The sequence below is a fragment of the Andreesenia angusta genome, assembly GCF_001855385.1.
Classification (GTDB): domain Bacteria; phylum Bacillota; class Clostridia; order Tissierellales; family Gottschalkiaceae; genus Andreesenia; species Andreesenia angusta.
In genome coordinates this window covers 212,420-231,290 of record NZ_MKIE01000002.1, presented here as the reverse complement: position 1 = coordinate 231,290, position 18,871 = coordinate 212,420, and the positions used below count along the sequence as shown (strand labels likewise).

At 41.1% G+C, this 18,871-nt stretch carries 22 protein-coding genes; 19 read left to right on the top strand and 3 right to left on the bottom strand.

Translation table 11 applies throughout. The features are described 5' to 3' along the window. From EUAN_RS12160 to EUAN_RS03280, 10 genes are all read left to right on the top strand, one after another. Window positions 1–141: an XkdX family protein gene (locus EUAN_RS12160; protein WP_084655689.1), complete on the top strand. Its 141-nt coding sequence runs from the start codon at window positions 1–3 to the stop codon at window positions 139–141. Continuing rightward, window positions 131–334 (top strand): hypothetical protein, encoded by a 204-nt coding sequence (locus EUAN_RS03320; RefSeq protein WP_071061707.1) that lies wholly within the window; start codon window positions 131–133, stop codon window positions 332–334. Before EUAN_RS12160 ends, EUAN_RS03320 begins: the two co-directional genes overlap by 11 nt. Continuing rightward, a complete protein-coding gene (locus tag EUAN_RS03315) occupies window positions 327–1,274 on the top strand; it encodes a hypothetical protein (RefSeq protein WP_071061705.1) in 948 nt (315 codons plus the stop codon). Before EUAN_RS03320 ends, EUAN_RS03315 begins: the two co-directional genes overlap by 8 nt. A 12-nt stretch (window positions 1,275–1,286) precedes the next feature. Then, window positions 1,287–1,637, top strand: coding sequence for a hypothetical protein (locus EUAN_RS03310; RefSeq protein WP_071061704.1), 351 nt, complete (start codon window positions 1,287–1,289; stop codon window positions 1,635–1,637). Beyond that, window positions 1,627–1,824 carry a holin gene (locus EUAN_RS03305; protein ID WP_071061702.1) on the top strand — a complete coding sequence of 66 codons (198 nt, stop codon included), beginning with the start codon at window positions 1,627–1,629 and terminating at the stop codon, window positions 1,822–1,824. The genes EUAN_RS03310 and EUAN_RS03305 overlap by 11 nt, the downstream gene beginning before the upstream one ends. 13 nt (window positions 1,825–1,837) lie before the next feature. Beyond that, a complete protein-coding gene (locus tag EUAN_RS03300) occupies window positions 1,838–2,677 on the top strand; it encodes an N-acetylmuramoyl-L-alanine amidase family protein (protein ID WP_071061700.1) in 840 nt (279 codons plus the stop codon). 139 nt (window positions 2,678–2,816) lie between these two features. Continuing rightward, window positions 2,817–4,235 carry a tRNA (N6-isopentenyl adenosine(37)-C2)-methylthiotransferase MiaB gene (miaB, locus tag EUAN_RS03295; RefSeq protein WP_071061698.1) on the top strand — a complete coding sequence of 473 codons (1,419 nt, stop codon included), beginning with the start codon at window positions 2,817–2,819 and terminating at the stop codon, window positions 4,233–4,235. Window position 4,236: 1 nt separating this feature from the next. Continuing rightward, window positions 4,237–4,548, top strand: a complete 312-nt coding sequence (locus EUAN_RS03290) for a YlbF/YmcA family competence regulator (RefSeq protein WP_071061696.1) — start codon at window positions 4,237–4,239, stop codon at window positions 4,546–4,548. Between the two features lie 76 nt (window positions 4,549–4,624). Further along, window positions 4,625–6,067: a DUF1538 domain-containing protein gene (locus tag EUAN_RS03285; RefSeq protein WP_211266268.1), complete on the top strand. Its 1,443-nt coding sequence runs from the start codon at window positions 4,625–4,627 to the stop codon at window positions 6,065–6,067. Beyond that, on the top strand, window positions 6,060–6,725 hold the full coding sequence (locus EUAN_RS03280) for a P-II family nitrogen regulator (RefSeq protein ID WP_071061690.1): 666 nt from the start codon (window positions 6,060–6,062) through the stop codon (window positions 6,723–6,725). Before EUAN_RS03285 ends, EUAN_RS03280 begins: the two co-directional genes overlap by 8 nt. A 14-nt stretch (window positions 6,726–6,739) precedes the next feature. Here the strand turns inward: EUAN_RS03280 and EUAN_RS03275 are convergent, their stop codons facing one another. The 3 genes from EUAN_RS03275 to EUAN_RS03265 all read right to left on the bottom strand — a co-directional run bounded on the left by EUAN_RS03275 (window position 6,740) and on the right by EUAN_RS03265 (window position 10,911). After that, complete coding sequence (locus tag EUAN_RS03275) at window positions 6,740–8,029, bottom strand: chloride channel protein (protein WP_071061686.1); 1,290 nt, start codon at window positions 8,027–8,029, stop codon at window positions 6,740–6,742. Next, window positions 8,026–9,630 (bottom strand): NAD(P)/FAD-dependent oxidoreductase, encoded by a 1,605-nt coding sequence (locus tag EUAN_RS03270; RefSeq protein WP_071061684.1) that lies wholly within the window; start codon window positions 9,628–9,630, stop codon window positions 8,026–8,028. Before EUAN_RS03270 ends, EUAN_RS03275 begins: the two co-directional genes overlap by 4 nt. 222 nt (window positions 9,631–9,852) lie before the next feature. Further along, window positions 9,853–10,911: a uroporphyrinogen decarboxylase family protein gene (locus EUAN_RS03265; RefSeq protein WP_071061682.1), complete on the bottom strand. Its 1,059-nt coding sequence runs from the start codon at window positions 10,909–10,911 to the stop codon at window positions 9,853–9,855. A gap of 241 nt (window positions 10,912–11,152) precedes the next feature. On the opposite strand from EUAN_RS03265, the gene EUAN_RS03260 reads away from it, so the two are divergent. The 9 genes from EUAN_RS03260 (at window position 11,153) to EUAN_RS03220 (ending at window position 18,865) form a co-directional block, all read left to right on the top strand. Next, window positions 11,153–11,926: a DUF169 domain-containing protein gene (locus EUAN_RS03260; protein ID WP_211266267.1), complete on the top strand. Its 774-nt coding sequence runs from the start codon at window positions 11,153–11,155 to the stop codon at window positions 11,924–11,926. Between the two features lie 13 nt (window positions 11,927–11,939). Next, window positions 11,940–12,572 (top strand): ABC transporter permease, encoded by a 633-nt coding sequence (locus EUAN_RS03255; protein WP_071061676.1) that lies wholly within the window; start codon window positions 11,940–11,942, stop codon window positions 12,570–12,572. 9 nt (window positions 12,573–12,581) lie between these two features. Beyond that, a complete protein-coding gene (locus EUAN_RS03250; RefSeq protein WP_071061674.1) occupies window positions 12,582–13,547 on the top strand; it encodes an ABC transporter ATP-binding protein in 966 nt (321 codons plus the stop codon). Window positions 13,548–13,551: 4 nt separating this feature from the next. After that, window positions 13,552–14,178, top strand: coding sequence for an ABC transporter permease (locus EUAN_RS03245; RefSeq protein WP_071061671.1), 627 nt, complete (start codon window positions 13,552–13,554; stop codon window positions 14,176–14,178). 16 nt (window positions 14,179–14,194) lie between these two features. Then, window positions 14,195–15,127, top strand: coding sequence for an ABC transporter substrate-binding protein (locus EUAN_RS03240; RefSeq protein WP_071061668.1), 933 nt, complete (start codon window positions 14,195–14,197; stop codon window positions 15,125–15,127). Between the two features lie 121 nt (window positions 15,128–15,248). Continuing rightward, entirely contained in the window at window positions 15,249–16,160 is a 912-nt protein-coding gene (locus tag EUAN_RS03235) for a GTP-binding protein (RefSeq protein ID WP_071061666.1), read from the top strand. A gap of 16 nt (window positions 16,161–16,176) precedes the next feature. Then, window positions 16,177–17,046, top strand: coding sequence for a uroporphyrinogen decarboxylase family protein (locus EUAN_RS03230; RefSeq protein ID WP_071061664.1), 870 nt, complete (start codon window positions 16,177–16,179; stop codon window positions 17,044–17,046). Between the two features lie 62 nt (window positions 17,047–17,108). Continuing rightward, on the top strand, window positions 17,109–18,179 hold the full coding sequence (locus EUAN_RS03225; RefSeq protein WP_071061662.1) for a uroporphyrinogen decarboxylase family protein: 1,071 nt from the start codon (window positions 17,109–17,111) through the stop codon (window positions 18,177–18,179). Window positions 18,180–18,208: 29 nt separating this feature from the next. After that, entirely contained in the window at window positions 18,209–18,865 is a 657-nt protein-coding gene (locus EUAN_RS03220; RefSeq protein ID WP_071061659.1) for a corrinoid protein, read from the top strand. Window positions 18,866–18,871: the final 6 nt, after the last annotated feature.

The window sequence follows — 18,871 nt, the reverse complement described above, 5'->3', positions numbered from 1 at the left end:
ATGAACGTCTGGTTCGGAATTGCAAAGAGGTACTATGATATGGGGCTGTACACTGTAGAGAACGTGAAAATGTTTGTCAAGGCAGGATATATAAGCATAGAAGAGTTCGAGCAAATAACTGGTGAAAAATATGTCGCTTAATACAAACATCTACTTGGAACTGCTGGACATAATAGACGACAAGGAAATGGTTATACAAAAGCAAGACAAGATAATAAGAAGGCTATTGGAAGAAAATTTAGAAAAAGAAAATTTAATATCTGAGCTAAGCGGGCGATCCGACGAGAACGAATGCGTCGCTTGCTCTCATACGAGGGAGGGTCAAGATGAATAAACCAAAGCAGTTCGCAACTATAGTAATAGTTGTGATATCGCTACTTACGGCGATATCATATCTCTCTTACAAGAACAGACAGCACACGTTCGAGCAAGAGAATAACATAGAGAGAGCAGCGGAAACGGCTAGAGTGGAAATGAACAAGGCTATATACGAGTCACTATTAAGAGAAGCGACTACCAAGACGGATAGAGTGTCGAAAGAAATCAGATCGGGACTGCTATCAGGGTATGGAGATAATCTTTCTGAATTCTCTAAAGACTATAGCTACCCAACTGAGGACAGCATCCTCGTAACCACTATAGACGATATAATTCACAATGAAGATAACAGGTTTTTCTATATCGAAAACGATGCCAATGATATGTTCGTATCCTCCACCAATGGCATAGTGTCCGACAAGTCTCAAGACTGCGCCGTCTACGGCATCACTAGGACCTATGACGAAGAGATATCGATGCACTTCAACAAGGCCCTCGCGAAAGAAGCTATTGAGGCACTACAAGTTGGAGAGGAGAATATATTCTGGAGATTCAAAGGACCTGCCGGATCTAAAGATGTTGGACTCAAAAAAATGGATATAGACAAGGTTCTGGAACTGCCTCTCGAAGAAATCAAAGATTATGAGTTCTTGGCCGTCAGCTATATAGACCGATATGGAGATATAATGGGAACTGAAGATGTGACTGCTATAGGGCAAAAACAAGACTCTAAAAAACTAATGGTAGTCCAGGGCTTCAACCTATACGACCACATACAAGAAAGCCATAAAAGTAAATATATAAGGCTAGACAAGGAGATGGCTGTCCAATTGGCCATAGTTAAAGAAAACAGAAAGAAAATAGAGATTGAGGGGGTGTTACTCTTCGTGGTTACGCTTGTCAGCATGCTGGCAGTGTATGTGATACAAGAGAAGTCTCCGAACTCTAAAAAGTAGGGTGGTTTTGCGATGATAAACATAAACAGCATATTTGAGTTCGGGGTAATATTCATGGTATCTCTCACAGGAGCCCTCGGCAACGATTACTATAAAACGCTGACTGGCTCTGAGGAGCGCGTAAACGTGGCAAGAGTTACGATAGGGGCATTCACTGGGGCTATGCTTTTAAATGGTGCCACAGCTCGATTTGATGCGCTGAAGGGCGTTGACGATAAGCAGCTAATGACACTTGCGTTTCTATCTGGAGTATTTGGATTTGCCATACTTGGACTAATACTGCGAATAGACCTTAAAAAAATGTTGAGCAAAAAAGGTTTGGAATTTAAAAATGACAAGGGGGACGAAGACTATGAGCAATAGATTTAAGAACTACGGACTGTGGGTAGCTGTATTCGCATTAATACCACTGGCACTAGAAGCTTTTGGCATAGGAGCACTACCCAAGAACTATGAAGAATTGACCACTGGGATACTGACGGTAGCTGTACTAGCTGGGGTAGTAAATAACCCTAGCCACGGACGCGGGTTGAAAGATAAAAAATACTAAGGGGGGAATTGATGTGGCTAAAGTTTGGCTGGATGCAGGACACGGGGGACATGACCCTGGAGCTGTAGGTAGGAGAAGTTTGAAGGAAAAAGACGTGGCGCTGAGCGTAGTCTTGAGGATTGGGGAGATACTAAAATCGCATGGAGTGATAGTGGCGTATTCAAGAACGGACGATAGATTCATACCCCTGTCTGAAAGAGCTAGAATGGCGAACAACTGGGGAGCCGATATATTCGTATCTGAGCACTGCAACTCATCACATTTCCTAGCTGAAGGGATAGAGGCATTCGCCTACCCAGGAAGCAAAGAAGGCGCAAAACTAGCTAGAGAAATACTGGACGAACTAAAGAAAATAAATCCAGTGGACAGAGGTGTCAAATTTGGAGACTTCGCAGTACTTAGAGAGACTAGGATGCTGGCTGTCCTTGTGGAGATGGGCTTTATCTCGAATATAGGGGACTCGGCATATCTTGCAAATGAACAACAAAGACTGGCAGAGCTACAGGCTACTGCGATATTAAATCATTTAAATATTAAACCTAATATAACGGGAAAGGATGAAATAGACATGACTAAAGCAGAGTTAGAAAAACTACTAGATGATAGAGACAAGGCATTAACAAGTAAAGTACTAAGAGAGGTAACCCGACTACTAAACCCAGGGGACGTAAAAGATGGACACTGGGTAGACTTGGACTTCAAGGAGCTAAACGAGTTCCTGGAAGCCAATGGAGTTCCACCGATAGTCAGCACGGCCCACAACAATACGTGCACAAGGGCAGAAGTCATAAGAATCAACAACTTAACCAGAAAAGCGATTGAGAGCAGTGTTAAAAAGCAAGATAGCAAGTAATACCGGCCGGGGGAAACCCTGGCTTTTTTATTTTTTTGAAAAAACTCTAGGGTCAAGCATATGCTTTAAACTTTACCTAGTATTCTGATATAATATAGTAGTTAGAAACAATATAGGAAACTATTTAGGAGGAAATGCAATGAGTGAAAGAGAAATAACAACGGTATCTCAAGATGAATTGGAGAGACAAGAAGTATATATAGAGGCTTTGAATAGAATTGACGGAAAAAGGAAAAAAAGCTGTTATATAGAGACATATGGCTGCCAGATGAATGAACACGACTCTGAAAAAATGGAGGCCATCCTAGAGCGTTTAGGGTATGTGGGAACTGAAACAAAAGAAGACGCCGACCTTATATTGATAAACACCTGCCTTGTGAGGGAAAATGCGGAGCTTAAGGTATATGGAAAAGTTGGCTCCTTGAAGCATCTCAAGGAGAATAATCCAGAAATAATACTTGGGATATGTGGATGCATGATGCAGCAAGAGGAGGTTAGAAAGGTCATAAAGGAAAAGCACAGCTTTATGGACCTTATATTCGGGACTCACAACATACACAAGCTTCCGGAATATATATATAAACACAATCAGCAGTCGGGCATGATAGTGGACGTGTGGGAAGACGGCGGAAGGATAGTGGAAGGTGTTCCTTCAAAGAGAAAGTTTGATCACAAGGCTCTTGTGAATATAACTTTCGGGTGCAACAACTTCTGCACATACTGCATAGTTCCGTACACCAGAGGTAGGGAGAAGAGCAGGGAGGTTGAGGACATACTAGAGGAGATAAGGGGGCTTATATCGGAAGGTTGCAAGGAGATAACACTGCTAGGCCAGAATGTGAATTCCTACGGCAAGACCCTTGAAAACAGGATTGCCTTTGCAGATCTGCTAAGAGAGATAGACAAGCTTCCCGGAATAGAGCGTGTTAGGTTTATGACTTCTCATCCGAAAGATCTCTCTGATGAGCTGATATCGGCCATGGCAGAATGCGACAGTGTATGTGAGCATATACACCTGCCTTTCCAAGCTGGAAACAACAGGGTTCTGAAGACTATGAACAGGAAGTACACAAAAGAGCAGTACCTAGAGCTTGTAGACAAGATAAAGCGCGCAATCCCAGATATAGCCATAACCACAGACATAATAGTAGGATTCCCCGGTGAGACTTACGAGGAGTTCGAAGACACTTTAGACGTAGTTAGAAAAGTTGGCTTTGACGCAGCCTACACGTATCTTTACTCCATAAGAGAGGGCACTCCAGCGGCTGAGATGAAGGACCAGATTCCTGAGGATGAAAAGAGCAGGAGATTTAAAGAACTTCTAGACACACTCAATCCTATTGGCTATGAGAAGAACCTCAAGATGGTTGGTAAAGTGGAGTCGGTGCTTGTAGAAGGCACGAGCAAGAACAACGAAGAAGTTCTATCTGGAAGAACTAGAAGTGGAAAGCTGATAAACTTCAAAGGCACAGCAGACTTGATAGGGTCTATAGTGGATGTCAAGATAGAGGAAGCCAGAACTTGGACGCTAAACGGTTCGCTGGCAGGAGAGGCTTAGTATGGCGAATGCACTAGATAAAGCAAGGGAGCTTGGAACGGCCATACTCGATTCAGAAGAGTATACTGCTTTAAAGGAGTCGGAGGTGGCTATACACGAAGATATCGACAGCTACAGACTGTTTAGAGATATGGATAAATCGGAAAAAGACAGAATGGAAGCTTTAAAAGATGAAAAAATAGCTCGGTATATGGAATGCCAAGGTAGATATAATTCGCTTATGAAAGATATAAACACCATAATATCTTACTATACAGGATATTCAGCTGAAAAAGGCGACTGTGGATCCTGCGGAGGATGCGGAAGTAAATAAGACTTTTAATCCATAAAGGTGTGTGATCCTTTTGAATATTTTTTACGAAAAACTTAGAGAAGTGTTATTTTCCGTCTTGCCAATAGTTATAATTGTAGCTTTACTCAACCTGACCATAGTGCCAGTTGAGGGTCATTTGGCTCTGAAGTTCGCCTTGGGGTCGATCTTTGTTTCAATAGGTTTGACTTTTTTCTTGATAGGCGTGGATATAGGCATAACGCCACTAGGCGAGAGCATAGGAAATGCAATAGTCGAAAAAAACAAGCTATGGATTGTGGTGGCTTCATCATTTGTCGTGGGCTTTGTGATATCTATTGCAGAGCCGGGACTTGTAATACTCGGGAATCAGATAGATGAGACTACTTCGGGTCTTGTGACTAGCCTGGACATACTTGTGGCAGTTTCACTGGGGATAGGCATATTTATGATACTAGGATTTATGAGGCTTGTATACAATATGTCTTTTCAAAAGATAATATACCTTCTATATGGGATAGTGCTGGTGCTTGCTTTCTTCACTCCGCCCGAGTTTCTGGCTATGGCCTTTGACAGCTCTGGATCTACCACGGGGATACTGGCAGTTCCGTTCATACTATCTTTGTCGCTTGGCATAACCTCTAGGAGAGCTGACAGTGAAGAGTCTGGAGAGGATAATTTTGGCTTGGTCGCGATAGTGTCTGTTGGTGCAATAGTCTCTGTGATGATACTGAGTTTACTTACAGATGTGCAGGAGTTTACAGACATATCTTTCGACCAAGGACTGAGAGACATTTCGGTTTTATCGACTTTTGCAAATGCCTTTAAAGATGCTGTTAAAGAGAGCTTTCTAGTTTTTTCACCTCTTACACTTATATTTATAGTAGTCTGCGTGACTGCTTCAGTACCTAGGCAGGATATTAAGCGGATAACTATAGGACTGATTTACTCTCTTGTGGGTTTGATACTGTTTTTGACAGGAGTAAGCGCTGGATTTATGAGGCTTGGCAGAGAAATAGGGGGATATCTTGTAGGTTTAGACTCTAGCTTCTACTTTATTTCAATCGGCTTTGTGCTAGGTGTTGTAACTATACTGGCAGAGCCGGCTGTTCATGTTTTGACACACAATATAGAGGAGATAACTTCAGGATATGTAAAAAAAGTCACTGTTTTGACCGCCTTGTCAATTGGCGTGGGTATAGCCATAGCGCTTTCAGCAATGAGGATAATCATAAACGACGTACAGCTTTGGCACTATTTGCTGCCTGGATATGCGATTGCAATAGTGCTTACGCGATTCACTTCAAAGCTCTTTATAGGGATAGCTTTCGATGCAGGAGGAGTGGCTACTGGACCGGTGACGGCCACATTTATATTGGCTTTCATAAACGGAGCAGCCAACAATCACTCTACAGCCAGTATTTTAAGAGACGGGTTTGGAATGATTTCGATGGTGGCACTGATGCCCATAATCACACTTCAAATACTCGGAATATTCTATAAAGTTAAGACTCAAAAAAAGGAGGTCGACTTGGATGATTAATCTAGGTGCATGTCCATCCTATAGCTTGAACATAGTGGTTGTGAACTATGGCTTGGGGAGCAAAGTCATTTCAATAGCTAAGGAAAGCGGGATAACTGGAGGCACAGTAGTCCTAGGCAGAACTAGCTCTAAAAATGCCATATTGAAGTTCCTAGAGCTGTCTGACTGCCGGAAAGAAGTTGTCTTTATACTGTCTAAAGACAATCATGAAGAAATCTTTTTAGACAGTTTAGGCGAGAAACTAGAACTAGATACTCCGGGCAACGGGTTTGCAATCTCCACTTCTATTGACAGAGTGGTTGGAACGCACTACTGTAAAAATTCAAACGAGATGCTAGGCAGAAGGGATGGTAATATGGGGAATTATGATTCAATGTTCGTAATTGTGGATAGAGGAGACGCGAACGATGTTGTAGAATTGGCTTCTGAGGCCGGCGCTTCTGAAACTGTAATATTAAATGGACGTGGAGCTGGTGTCCATGAGACTAGCAAGATATTTGCACTCGATATAGAGCAGGAAAAAGAAATAGTCCTTATACTTGTCGAAAAAGAAAAGACTCAAAACGTATGCGAACTTATAAGAAGCAAATTTGAGATAGACAGACCGGGGAAGGGGATCATGTTCATTCAAAGCGTAGATAGGGTTTGCGGAATATAGACGAAAGGAAGCCATCAGTGGCTTCCTTTTTTTACGTCATATTGCTTCCATTCATGTATTTCTTTAAACTGAGACTGGTCTGGGTGCACTACACCGTATATAACTCTGCTATGTCCTATGGCATATCCTATAACGCTTCCTACTACAGCAGGTATGCCAAAGCTAACTCCTGCCATTTCGACTACCATTATGGATGCCGCAATGGGCACATTGGCTATCCCGGCGAGGCTTGCAGCCATTCCAGATACGACTAAGGCAGATGTAAGGCTAGGGTCAGTTCCGGAAAGGGCAGTTGCGATTATATTTCCGGACAGTGCTCCGACAAACAAGGCTGGGATAACGAGACCGCCGCTGCCTCCAGATCCTATCGTAAATGAGGTGGCAAACATTTTCCCGAACAGCAAGATCAAGAGTATGGCTATGGAGAATTCGCTGTCTATCATCTCCTGAATTATATCGCTTCCAACGCCTCCCGCTTTTGGTATGAACAAAAGTATAATACCGGTCAATCCTCCGCCTATTATTGGATGAAGCTTTTTCCTAGGGATTTCAAGAAAAGCTCTCTGTACAAATCCAAATATACTCATAAACAAGAGAGATATGAAAGCTGCCAGAATAGCCGACATTATAAAGAACGGCATGCTGTGGAAGCTAAGATCGTACTCCGGGAGGCTGAACATTGTAGGAGAATGATTTGGGTTTAAGACGATGCTATAGACTAAAAATCCCATAGTAGATGAAAGTAAGGCGGGAATAAGGTCGTCATAGTGAAGAGAAGAATTATATAGTATCTCGACTACGAAGATCCCTCCACCTAGGGGAGAGTGGAGTATAGCTCCGATAGCTCCCGCCGCTCCACATATTACAAGGGTACGGCCATCCTTTTCATTAAAGTAATTTCTGAGTATCGGTACTTTAGAAATAGCGTGGGAAATTGACCCGCCTATTACAAGCATAGGGCCTTCAACTCCACCACTGCCGGAAAAGCCCAGAGTGGTGGCTGTAGCCATAAGCTTGCTGAAAAAAGTCTTTATTTTAAGGTGTCCAGACTCCACATTCACTTCAGATATGTACCTATCTGTTCCGAATCCTGCGGCCTTTATATCCCAGAGGTATAGAGCGGAAACTATAATTCCTCCAACTAATGGAGCCAAGAACAGAGGTAGTCCATCGCTGTAGCCAGATACTATGTTTATGGATTTTTTGAGGGCAGTAGATGAGAGTCCACCGCCAATCCCTGCAATTACGGCAACGATAAGCCACTTTGTGAGGTACCCACCTATATAAGGTAGCGATTTCTTCATTCAGAATCAGCTCCTCTAGAGTAAACGCTCATTATAGACTCGGCCACCTTCACACCGTCAACTCCAGCCGAGACTATCCCTCCGGCATAGCCTGCACCTTCTCCACAAGGGTACACCCCTGATATATCCGTAGAAGCTCCATCGGAATCTCTGGCTATTCTCACCGGCGCCGAAGTTCTTGTCTCTACACCTGTAAGCACCACGTCATCATGTCCGAATCCTTTTATCTTTCTGTCGAAGGCTTTCATGCTCTCAGCTATGGACTCAGTTACAAAGTCCGGAAGGCAGTCTCTTAGATTTTTGAACTCGTAACCTCTAGGACAGCTTGGAACTATATGACCTATTGAAGTGGAGACCATGTCTTTCAGAAAGTCGCCCAGCAGCTGCACAGGAGCTTTGTAGCTTCCACCGGTCAGCTCGAAGGCACTCTTCTCTATGCTTCTCTGAAACTCCATTCCGGCTAGAGGATGGTCTGAGTTGAAATCCTCAGGCGAGACTGATACAACTATCGCTGAATTTGCATTCTCCTTGTCTCTGGCGTGTTCGCTCATACCATTCACCACGAGGTGACCTTCCTCTGAAGACGCAGCGACTACAGTCCCCCCAGGGCACATGCAAAATGAGTAACAGGACCTTCCGTTGCTGACTTTGTGAGTGAGCTTGTACTCGGCAGATTTAAGCTTAGGGTGCTGGCTATAGCTTCCGTACTGGTTCTGATCTATCATGGACTGCTTGTGCTCGACCCTTACTCCAACTGCAAAAGGCTTCTGGGTCATTTCAAATCCTCTGCTGTAGAGCATCTCATACGTGTCCCTTGCGCTATGGCCTATGGCGAATACAGCCACTTCAGCAGGGATGGACTCTGATTCATTGACTACAACGGCTGAAAGTTTTCCGTCAGTTGAGACTATATCTGTGACCTTTTTTCCAAACTGCACTTCTCCGCCCAGCTCTACTATCTTGTTTCTGATTCTCTCCACCACGTCTATAAGTATATCTGTTCCTATATGAGGCTTTGAAGAGTACTCTATCTCCGGAGGGGCTCCGTGGGATACGAAAGTCTCCAGTATATAGCCACATCTATGGTCCTTTATCCTGGTGGTCAGCTTTCCGTCAGAGAAAGTTCCAGCGCCTCCTTCCCCGAACTGTACATTTGTGTCAGGGTCTAGCTCTCCTGTCTCCCAAAACTTGCCTATTTTTTTCGACCTGGTTCGGACGTCCTGGCCTCTTTCGAGCAACAGCGGTTTGTATCCTTGCTCGGCAAGCCTTAAGGCGCAGAAAAGCCCAGCAGGGCCGCTACCTACAACTACCGGCCTGTGAATTAGAGGCTTTTCTCCAAACATAAGCTTGTGGACTTCGAGCTCTTTTAATACTGCGTTCTTGGACTTGCTCCTCTTGAGCACATTGCTCTCGTTCTTACATGAAACCGAGACTTTGTAGACAAGCTTTACTTCGCTTCTTCTGGCATCTACTGATTCCTTTAGAATCTTGAAATCTGAAATCTCAGATATGTCTAGCTTAAGCTCCTTAGCTGCAAGCCCTAGCAGTGACTCCTGGCTTTCGTCTAGCGAGAGCTTTAATCCGTTTATTTCTATCGACATTGTACCATCTCCAAGTTCTTATTTTCTTAATAAAATAAGTTTATCATATCAAAGAGGGTTCAGTCCATGGAATGAGACATGTTTTGGGTCAGCTGGATAGTCGTCTGAAGAGTTTTGAAACCCCTTCTTGTCTTGTCAAACTGTTTGCCTAGAACTTCTTCGCTGTTTATGGCCCAGTTGTAGTAGAAGTAGTTTAGAATAGACTTTAAAGATTATATATATCTAAAATACTCCATAATCTTCGACAGCTTTTTTCATTGCAAAGAGATTGTCTATAGGTGTATCTGGAGGCAAGTCACAGGAAGGCGATAAGATAAAGCCTCCATCTCTATTCTTATAGCTAGTCAATAGCTGCTTACAGTATTCATATACACTTTCATAAGTTCCAGAGAGCAGAAGTGATGTCGGAACGTTTCCCATAAGTACATAATTTGGACCCCAAAAATTGGACATGTCGGACATGTCCATGCTCTCATCTACGCTTATAGTAGACTTGGTGGGAAGATGCATCTTTTCAAAGTAAGGAAGGTTCAGCCTATGATTTCCACAAAGATGAATTAAGAAGCTCTTCACACCTACATCAAACAGATGAGAGTGGATTTCAAGGATATAGGGCAAAGAAATAGTTTCAAATACTCTAGGGGATATTATCGAATTGGAGTCGAAAGGATATGACGAATAGGCACTACAATTTTCTATCCCAAAATACTTTATATAAAAGTCCTCCATTTCCATTATGTAGGCAGTAACTACACTGAGCATATGGTGGATCGCCTCTTTTTCTTTAGCATACCATCTTAAAAGAAGAGAAGTGTCTACTAAGTGTGCGAGTATTTCAGTAGGCGATCCTGCGGGTAAAGAAACAGAGTGGCCGTCTCTGATAGCTAATTCATAGAACTCCAGCCTTTTTCTAAAGCCTTGAGCAGTTTCAAGGTTAGGGGCTTTCAAATTATAAGCATCGCTTAAAGATTCTACGGGCTTTGATTTACAGTATGGAACTTTGATCCCTATTTCTTCAGAGAAATAAAGGTCTGAACCGAAATCCCATCCAATCCAGCCCGGCAAGTCAAAGCCTGGGGAGTCGTCAGAGCCAAGATATTCTATCGTTTTAACTTGAGACTCATAAGATGTATTGGGGTTTAAAAAGTATTCATGGGAGCTCAGTTTAGAGAAACTTCCACTGAACAACGAGGGAAGTGCCATAAAGGGAACTCTGTCTATAGGTTTACCGGAGTAGAGCCTTTCTAATCTATCTTTAGTTGTATAGTTTAATTTATTCATGTTTGAACCTCGCTTTATCGTATATATTAAGCATATTATATCAGAAACAAACTAGTAGAGAGCTTATATAAACTACTTAAAATACATAAATGTATCAATATAGAAAAAATGAATATATTATTAAAAATAAATATAAAAAGAAAATGTTTAAAAATGGATTTAATGGTTCTAGTATCTATATATGGTGCTATACTTAACTAAAGTACTATAGTGAGACGAGGTATCTGAAATGTATAGGGAATTGACGAAAAAGCTGAACTGCGCTCTAAATCTCAAAAGGAATATAGTGGGAGTGAAGTTCTTTGCGGATAAAAATGAGTATGATTCAGACGTTGACTTAGAGTCGAAATGCAAAGTTTCTTACTGCTATATGGTGAACTTAGCTTCAAAAGGGAAGTTACTAAAGGTGAAATATGAAAACTTCAACTGTCTCTCATCGGCTAGAGCGCTTGGACTAGCTATTCCTGAAGAAAGACATCAGAATGGAGAAGAGTACTTTTCGTACGGGCTCTATAGAAGCAAAGAGGTGGCAGAAGAAGTCCAGAAGAGTGTACTTTATGCTACTCGCAGAATATATGGAATTAAAATAAAGCCATTAGACGAGTTTAAAGAAAATTGCGATATGGTAATAGCAATCGCAGATCCATATAACGTAATGAGGATAGTACAGGGATATGTATTTTCATACGGGCCTTTTGACAAGATGTTTTCAGTAGCGAATCAAGGTCTGTGCTCTGAACTAACCGTAAGACCGTATATAAATAGAGAAATTAACGCTTCGTTTCTATGCTCTAACTCGAGGTTTTACTGCAAATGGGGTGATGATGAGATGGGTGTTGCATTTCCAGAAGAACTGTGCAGAGGGATATTCAGTGGGGTGCTAGAGACGGTTAACAGCTCTGAAACAGATAAAAGAAAAAAAGCTATAATCGATAAACTTAAAAAGGCTGAGATTTCACAAGATATTGTTTTAGGGAAAAACTATTTTCTGGATACGACAGGGAAAGTGAAGTAGGAGGTGGAATGCTGTGGATTTAGTGCAGTTTTTTCAAAGAAATCAGGATTTTATAGTGGAGTGCACAGAGAACACGTTCTATCTTGTAGCTTTGGCCTTGATTATTTCGACGATAGTCTGGGTGCCTATAGGAATAGCCATTACCAAGAGCACGCTGGTTGCCGGAACAGTTCTCAATATTGCAAATATAATATTCTGCATTCCAAGTTTAGCGCTGTTTTCACTAATGGTTACAATTCCATTTTTGGGAATAGGAAGAAAATCGGCTTTAGTGGCGTTGGTGCTCTACTCAATGATGCCCATCCTCAGAAGTATTTACTTTGGATTGACCAGTGTAGATGAAAATGTAGTCGAAGCTGCAAGAGGTATGGGAATGAGCAGTAAGAAGATATTCATAGAAGTGAAGCTTCCACTTGCAACGAGAAGTATTTTTTCGGGATTTAGAGTGTCTATAGTAATGCTTATAGGAATTTCCACGATTGCAACTTACATAGGAGAAAAAAACATAGGCAGAATTATAAGTACTGGACTTGCAAGACAGGATATAGAAATGATACTTGTAGGTACGTTGTTGATTTCAGTGGTATCTTTGTTGGCTGACTTTATACTTGAACTTATTGAGAAAAAAGTAATTAGAGAATATTGAGGTGTAAAAATGATAAAGTTAGAAAATATATGTAAAAGATACGATGAAAATGGTGACTACGTAATTAAAGATTTAAATCTCAGCATAGAAAAAGGAGAGATATGCATCTTTATCGGTCCTTCTGGTTGCGGGAAGAGTACTACACTTAAAATGATAAATAGAATGGTAGAGTCGACTAGTGGAGAAATATATATAGACGGAGAAAATATAAAAGACAAAGACGAAGATAAGCTTAGGATGAAGATAGGATATGTAATACAGCAAGTGGGACTACTGCCTCATAAGACGGTGGCTGAAAATATTGCCATTGTCCCTAAGCTTTTTGGATGGGATAAAGCCAAGATAGCTTCGAGAGTCGAAGAGCTTTTAGAGATGGTAGGGCTAGACCCAAGAGAATACAGGGATAAGTACCCTAAACACTTGAGTGGGGGACAGATGCAGCGTGTCGGAGTAGCTAGGGCGCTTGCGGCGGACCCGCCTATAATGCTTATGGATGAGCCTTTTGGAGCAGTAGACCCTATAGTGAGAAAGTCGATCCAAGATGAGTTTCTCAAGATCCAAAAGAAAATTAAAAAAACTGTATGCTTTGTCACCCACGATATCAACGAAGCGATAAAGATGGGTGATAGAATAGCGGTATTCAACGACAAGAATATAGTGCAGATCGATAAGCCTAGAAATATAATACTGAATCCAGCCGATGACTTTGTAAGGGAATTTATAGGTATAGACGGTGCAACTAAAAGCTATAGTTTTATAAAAGTCAGGGAAGTTGTGGAATATTTAAGTTCAAAAAATAAAATCAGAAAAGAGAAACTAGACTACAGTGTAAGCTGCTATGCAAAGGCTTCTGAAGTCATAGACAAAATGATATCGAATAACGTATATGATATTAATGTCAAAGATGAGAATGAAATCATAGGAAATATATCCTTTGAAGACTTGAACAGGTATTTAGAAGAAAGCAGAGGTTGAAAATATGGACTATAGTTTGATAATAGAAACGCTTAAAAAGGATTCAATTATACCTCTGATACAGCATTTTTATCTTGTGACAGTCACCATATTTACTTGCATAGTGATTGGAATACCTATAAGCATAGGCTTTACGAGAAATAGAGAGAGCAGAGTTTTAAAGACCATAATGAGAATTCTAAGTGTGTTTCAATCTATACCTTCATTTGCATTTATAGCTTTGGCTATGCCGCTTTTGGGAATAGGATTTCTGCCAGCAATAGTGGCTTTAGTAGCCCAGTCGCTTTTGCCGATCGTAAGGGGAGCAATCGTTGGTTTTTTAGAAGTCGACAAGAGTACTATAGAGGCGGCCAGAGGAATGGGAATGAGCAAGAGGAAGGTCTTGACAGAAGTAGAGCTTCCTCTTGCTATGTCTAGTATCTTAAATGGAGTTAAAACATCGACAGTGTACGCTACCAGTGCAGCCACCTTAGCTGGATTCATAGGTGCAGGAGGACTAGGTGTTTTGATATCAAGAGGGCTGAGTGTATTTACTAGCGAATACATATTAGTAGGGGCTTCGCTTGGAGCGATTTTAGCTATTTGTCTAGATAGAGCTTTAGACAAAGTTAAAAATAAATTTACTTATTAATTTTAGGAGGAATTATATGAAAATAGGAAAAATATTCAGAAGGGTTTTGGCAGCTACTGTGATTATGTCTACAGCGATATCTGCTGTAGGTTGTGGAAATGGAGGAGAAAGCTCTGATAAGAAAGAAATAGTTGTAAGTTCAAAGGACTATACAGAGAATCTTCTCTTAGGCAAAATGACAGTGGAGTATCTGAAGGAAAAAGGATACGAGGTAAAAGACGAGACGGGGATGTCAGGACAGGGAATCATAAGAAATGCCCTTACGAGCGGAGAAGTTGATACGTACTGGGAATTTACAGGCACTGCTTATATGGAGTTTATGAAAAAAGAGCTTACGGATCAAGATCCTGAAAAAGTGTATGAAGAGGTGAAAGAATGGGATATGAAGGAGAATAAAATCTCTTGGCTCAACCATTCAACACTGAACAACACTTACTGCTTTGTAACTACGTCAGATATAGCAGATAAGAACAATATAAAGACTATTTCAGACTTAGCCAAAGCCTACAATGAAGGGAAAGAGCTGAAATTCATAGCGAATCCAGAGTATTTTGAGAGGGCTGACGGAATGCCTAAATTAAACGATGCGTATGGATTTGAAGTTCCTGAAAAAGACAAGGTGTTGTTGGAACTGGGAATGTTCTATAACGCGCTGATAAATGGAGAAGGAGACTTTACTGTTGGATTTACTACTGATGGAATGATTGAAGCCAATGATCTTGTAGTACTTGAAGACGATAAAGACATATTCCCGGTATACTATGGAACTCCGGTATTTAGAAGTGAAATAATAGAGCTGTATCCAGAGTTGCCAGAAGTAATGGACGAACTTATATCTAAAATAGACACCAAGACTATGATGGATCTGAACTCTCAAGTAGATATAGAAAAGAAAACAGTTGACGAAGTTGCTAGAAAGTTCTTAGCGGACAATGGACTTATAAAATAGGTTTTAAAAGATAGACGAAAAACAAGCCTTATATACTGCGGGAAATGCAAATGTATATAAGGCTTTAAATATCATTAAAATACAATTTAACTAGTAGGAGTACTTTAAAAGGAGGGGTAGCTTGAGTATAGATATAACCGTGGTTTCGGGCTTTCTAGGAGCAGGAAAGACCACTTTCTTGAAAAAAGTTATTTCTGGGATGCAGGGCAAAGGAGCCTTGATTGAAAACGAGTTTGGAGATATAGGGATAGACGGCGATATGTTTGGAGATGAGCTTCCAGTCAGGGAAATCTACGCGGGCTGCATATGCTGTAGTGTAGTACATGACTTCAAAAAGACACTAGAAGAACTAGTATCAAGCTACAGCCTAGACTATATACTGATTGAGCCATCTGGAGTAGCTAGTCTTTCAGATATCATCAAGATATGCGACATAGTCTCTAAAAGCTCAAAAGCTGATATAAGTCTAAAACGACTGATAACTATAGTGGATGTGAAGGGATTCGAAGACTATATTTCAGATTTTGGAGGATTCTTTTTAGATCAAATAGAAAATGCAAACGTTATTTTGCTTAGTCACTTCGAAGAAGGAGATGACGAGAAAGTAGAAAGTGTAGTTTCAAGGATAAAGTCATATAACGAAAAGGCCTTGATTTTCAAAGAGAACTGGTATCGGATAGAAGGTGGAGAAATACTATACTCAATAGATTCGGCTGAAAGTGAAGGCTATGCTCTAGAAGAGACAGAAAAATCGAATCCAGCCAATAGGACGTTTGAAACTTATTCAGCTAGGAACACTAAAAGTTTTTCTGAAGAAGAAATAGAGGAGCTACTGATCTCTCTAAAAAGTAAAGAATATGGACATGTTTTAAGAGCTAAAGGAATTCTGACCACCGATAGAGGAAAATACGTGAATTTCAACTTTTCCCAGTATAGCAGCTCTTGGAGCTACGTCGGGATATGTGAAGAGAGCAAAGCTGTCGTCATAGGACAGGATTTAAATAGAGAAAAAATGTCTAAGTTGTTTGAATAAAACAAAGGGGGAGCATATGAATAAAATTGTAGACTTCAAATGTAGCTACGACAATTCAGCAGGGGTAAATAGTGAAGTAGCTCAGCGAACAGGATTGAAGTTTCCTGAAGCTCATAGGGAGTGGGAAAGCATTGCTAGACTTTCTTTAGAGCTGAAGAAATATGAGAAATCAGATTTTTGCGAACTCCCATTCTGCCACACTCTAGAAGGAGAAGCCATGGGAGGCATTATAAACTTAGGAGATGAGAACATAGGGCCTAGAGCCAAAGACTACCTCTGTAGCTCTATGGAAGAGGTTTTGGAGCTACCGGATATAGACTATTCGAGAGGGCGTATTGCAGAGGTGCTTAAGGCGGGAAACTTTTTGCGAAGAGAGGGAGAACAGGTGATACTCTATGTATCTGGACCATTTACTATACTGAACGTACTGGCTGATCCAAGGCAGGTGTTTAGGTCTTTCAGAAAAAGTCCTGAATTGGCAGAGCAGGTATTTAATAAGCTTAAGAATGAGATTCTGAGGTTTGTAGAAGAAGCCCAAAAGTCGGGAATAAAAATCATAAGCTACGGAGATTCAGTCGGGGGACTGAATATTTTAGGACCTAAGCTCTTAGAGCAGACGGTGGATATGTTTACTTATCCTCTGCTGAAAGAGTTCGAAGTTACTCTAGACGATGACTCTCTAGTGACGCTATGCCCAAAGACCTCTTTTGCCTTAATAGGGACAGGGAAAGCCAGATGGAAAGATATAGATCTAGGCGGTTCAATGAGATACTCTAAAGCCTGTATGAGCATATCTGGCAAGGCAAAGTTTGCGGGGCAGATGTGCATTAAAAACAGAGGGTTTGAATTGAAAAATGGAATTATAAAGACAGTACAGCTTCTTTAGATATTAAAAGGAGAATCTATATTAGGATTTCAGTCGAAACGACTTAAAAAGGAGATGGTAGAATGCACAGAGATGATCTTATGACACCAAACGAAAGATTGACAGCATTTATGACGGGACAGCCTATGGATAGGATACTTGCTATGCCAGTAGTTTGCTCTATGTCAGGGCTGGTTTCAGGAATGACTCACAAGGAGAAAAGAAGCACGGCCTTAAACGAGGCAAAAGCTCAGATAGACTGCTACAAAAGGTTTGGAAATGACTTAGCTGTTACAGAGTATGGACTGCATGGGGTGGGAGCGGCTTTAGGAAGCAAAATGAGCGATCCTGAAGATGCTGTACCTGCAATAATGAAGCATGTGCTGGAAAATATAGATGATGTTGATCAGTTAGATATGTCTAGGCTAGAGCTGAAAAACGATAAGCAGTTTCAGTTACACTTAGAAGCTACAAAGATACTTATAGACAAAATAGGTAAAGAGGTCCCGACTGGGGTTTTGATATCAGGACCATTTACTGCCGCTGCAAGTATCTACAAGACGGAAAACCTCCTAAGAGCCACTAGAAAGAATCCTGAAAAGCTACATAAGTTGATTGACTTTTGCAACGAGGGACTAAAGATGATATACAGGGAGTTTATAAAGGAAGGAGCTATAATACTGCTCTGTGATCCGATAGCTTCCGGAACGATCCTTCATAGAAAGCAATATCTCGAATTTGTACAGCCGTATACGATAGACCTTATGAAAGACATACACGAAGTAAATGGTACCGTATGCTACCATATATGTGGTGATACGACTGCAATAGTAGGAGATATGGTTGACTCTGGGTGCGACCTTCTAAGTATAGATAACAAGGTGGATCTATCTTATACAAAAGAAGCTGTAGGGGATAGAGTTCCAATACTTGGCAATGTAGATCCTGTAGAAATAATGTACCTAGGGGACAGGAATGATGTGGACAAGGCTGTGAAAAGTTGTATTCAGAAAGCCTACGACAGCCCAAGCGGATATGTGCTGGCATCGGGATGTGATATTTCAGGAAATGTTCCGCTAGAAAATATAGACCAGTTTATGGCTTCGGCTAGAAAATATGGCAAGTGGCCGCTGAATCCAGAAAATTTCATATAAAAGATTAAAACATAACGGGAGGGACAAATATGTCAAATAAAAAAGAAGAACTGCTAAAGAGACTGTCAGAAGGCGTAGTGGAAATGGAAGAAGATGATGTAATAGAAACAAGCAGAGAATATTTAGATGCGGGATATCCAGCTTTTGATGGAATTATGGATGGACTTGTAGATGGAATGAATAGAGCAAGTCAACTGTATGAAGAAGAGGAGTACTTTGTAACAGATATACTGCTTTGTTCAGATGCAATGTATGAAGGTCTGAACATATTGAGGCCACACCTTCCGGGAAGTGAGACGGAGAAAGTGAAGTACAAAGGCGTAATAGGAGTAGTAGAGGGAGATACACACGATATCGGGAAAAATCTGGTGAAAATCATGCTAGAGACGGCAGGATTCGAGATGTTCGACTTGGGAAGAGACGTTCCGCTAGTCGATTTTGTGAAAAAAGCAAAAGAAGTGGATGCTTCTTTCGTATGTATGTCTACGCTTATGACAACTACTATGGGCGGAATGGAAAAGGTTATAGAGATGTTAAAAGAAGAGGGAATAAGAGACGACGTAAAAGTGATCATAGGTGGAGGGCCTATATCTAAAAAGTTTGCAGATACGATAGGGGCTGACGGCTATTCATACAATGCTGTAGAGGCAGTAAAGTTGATCAAAAGTCTGTTGAAAATAGCATAGAAAGAG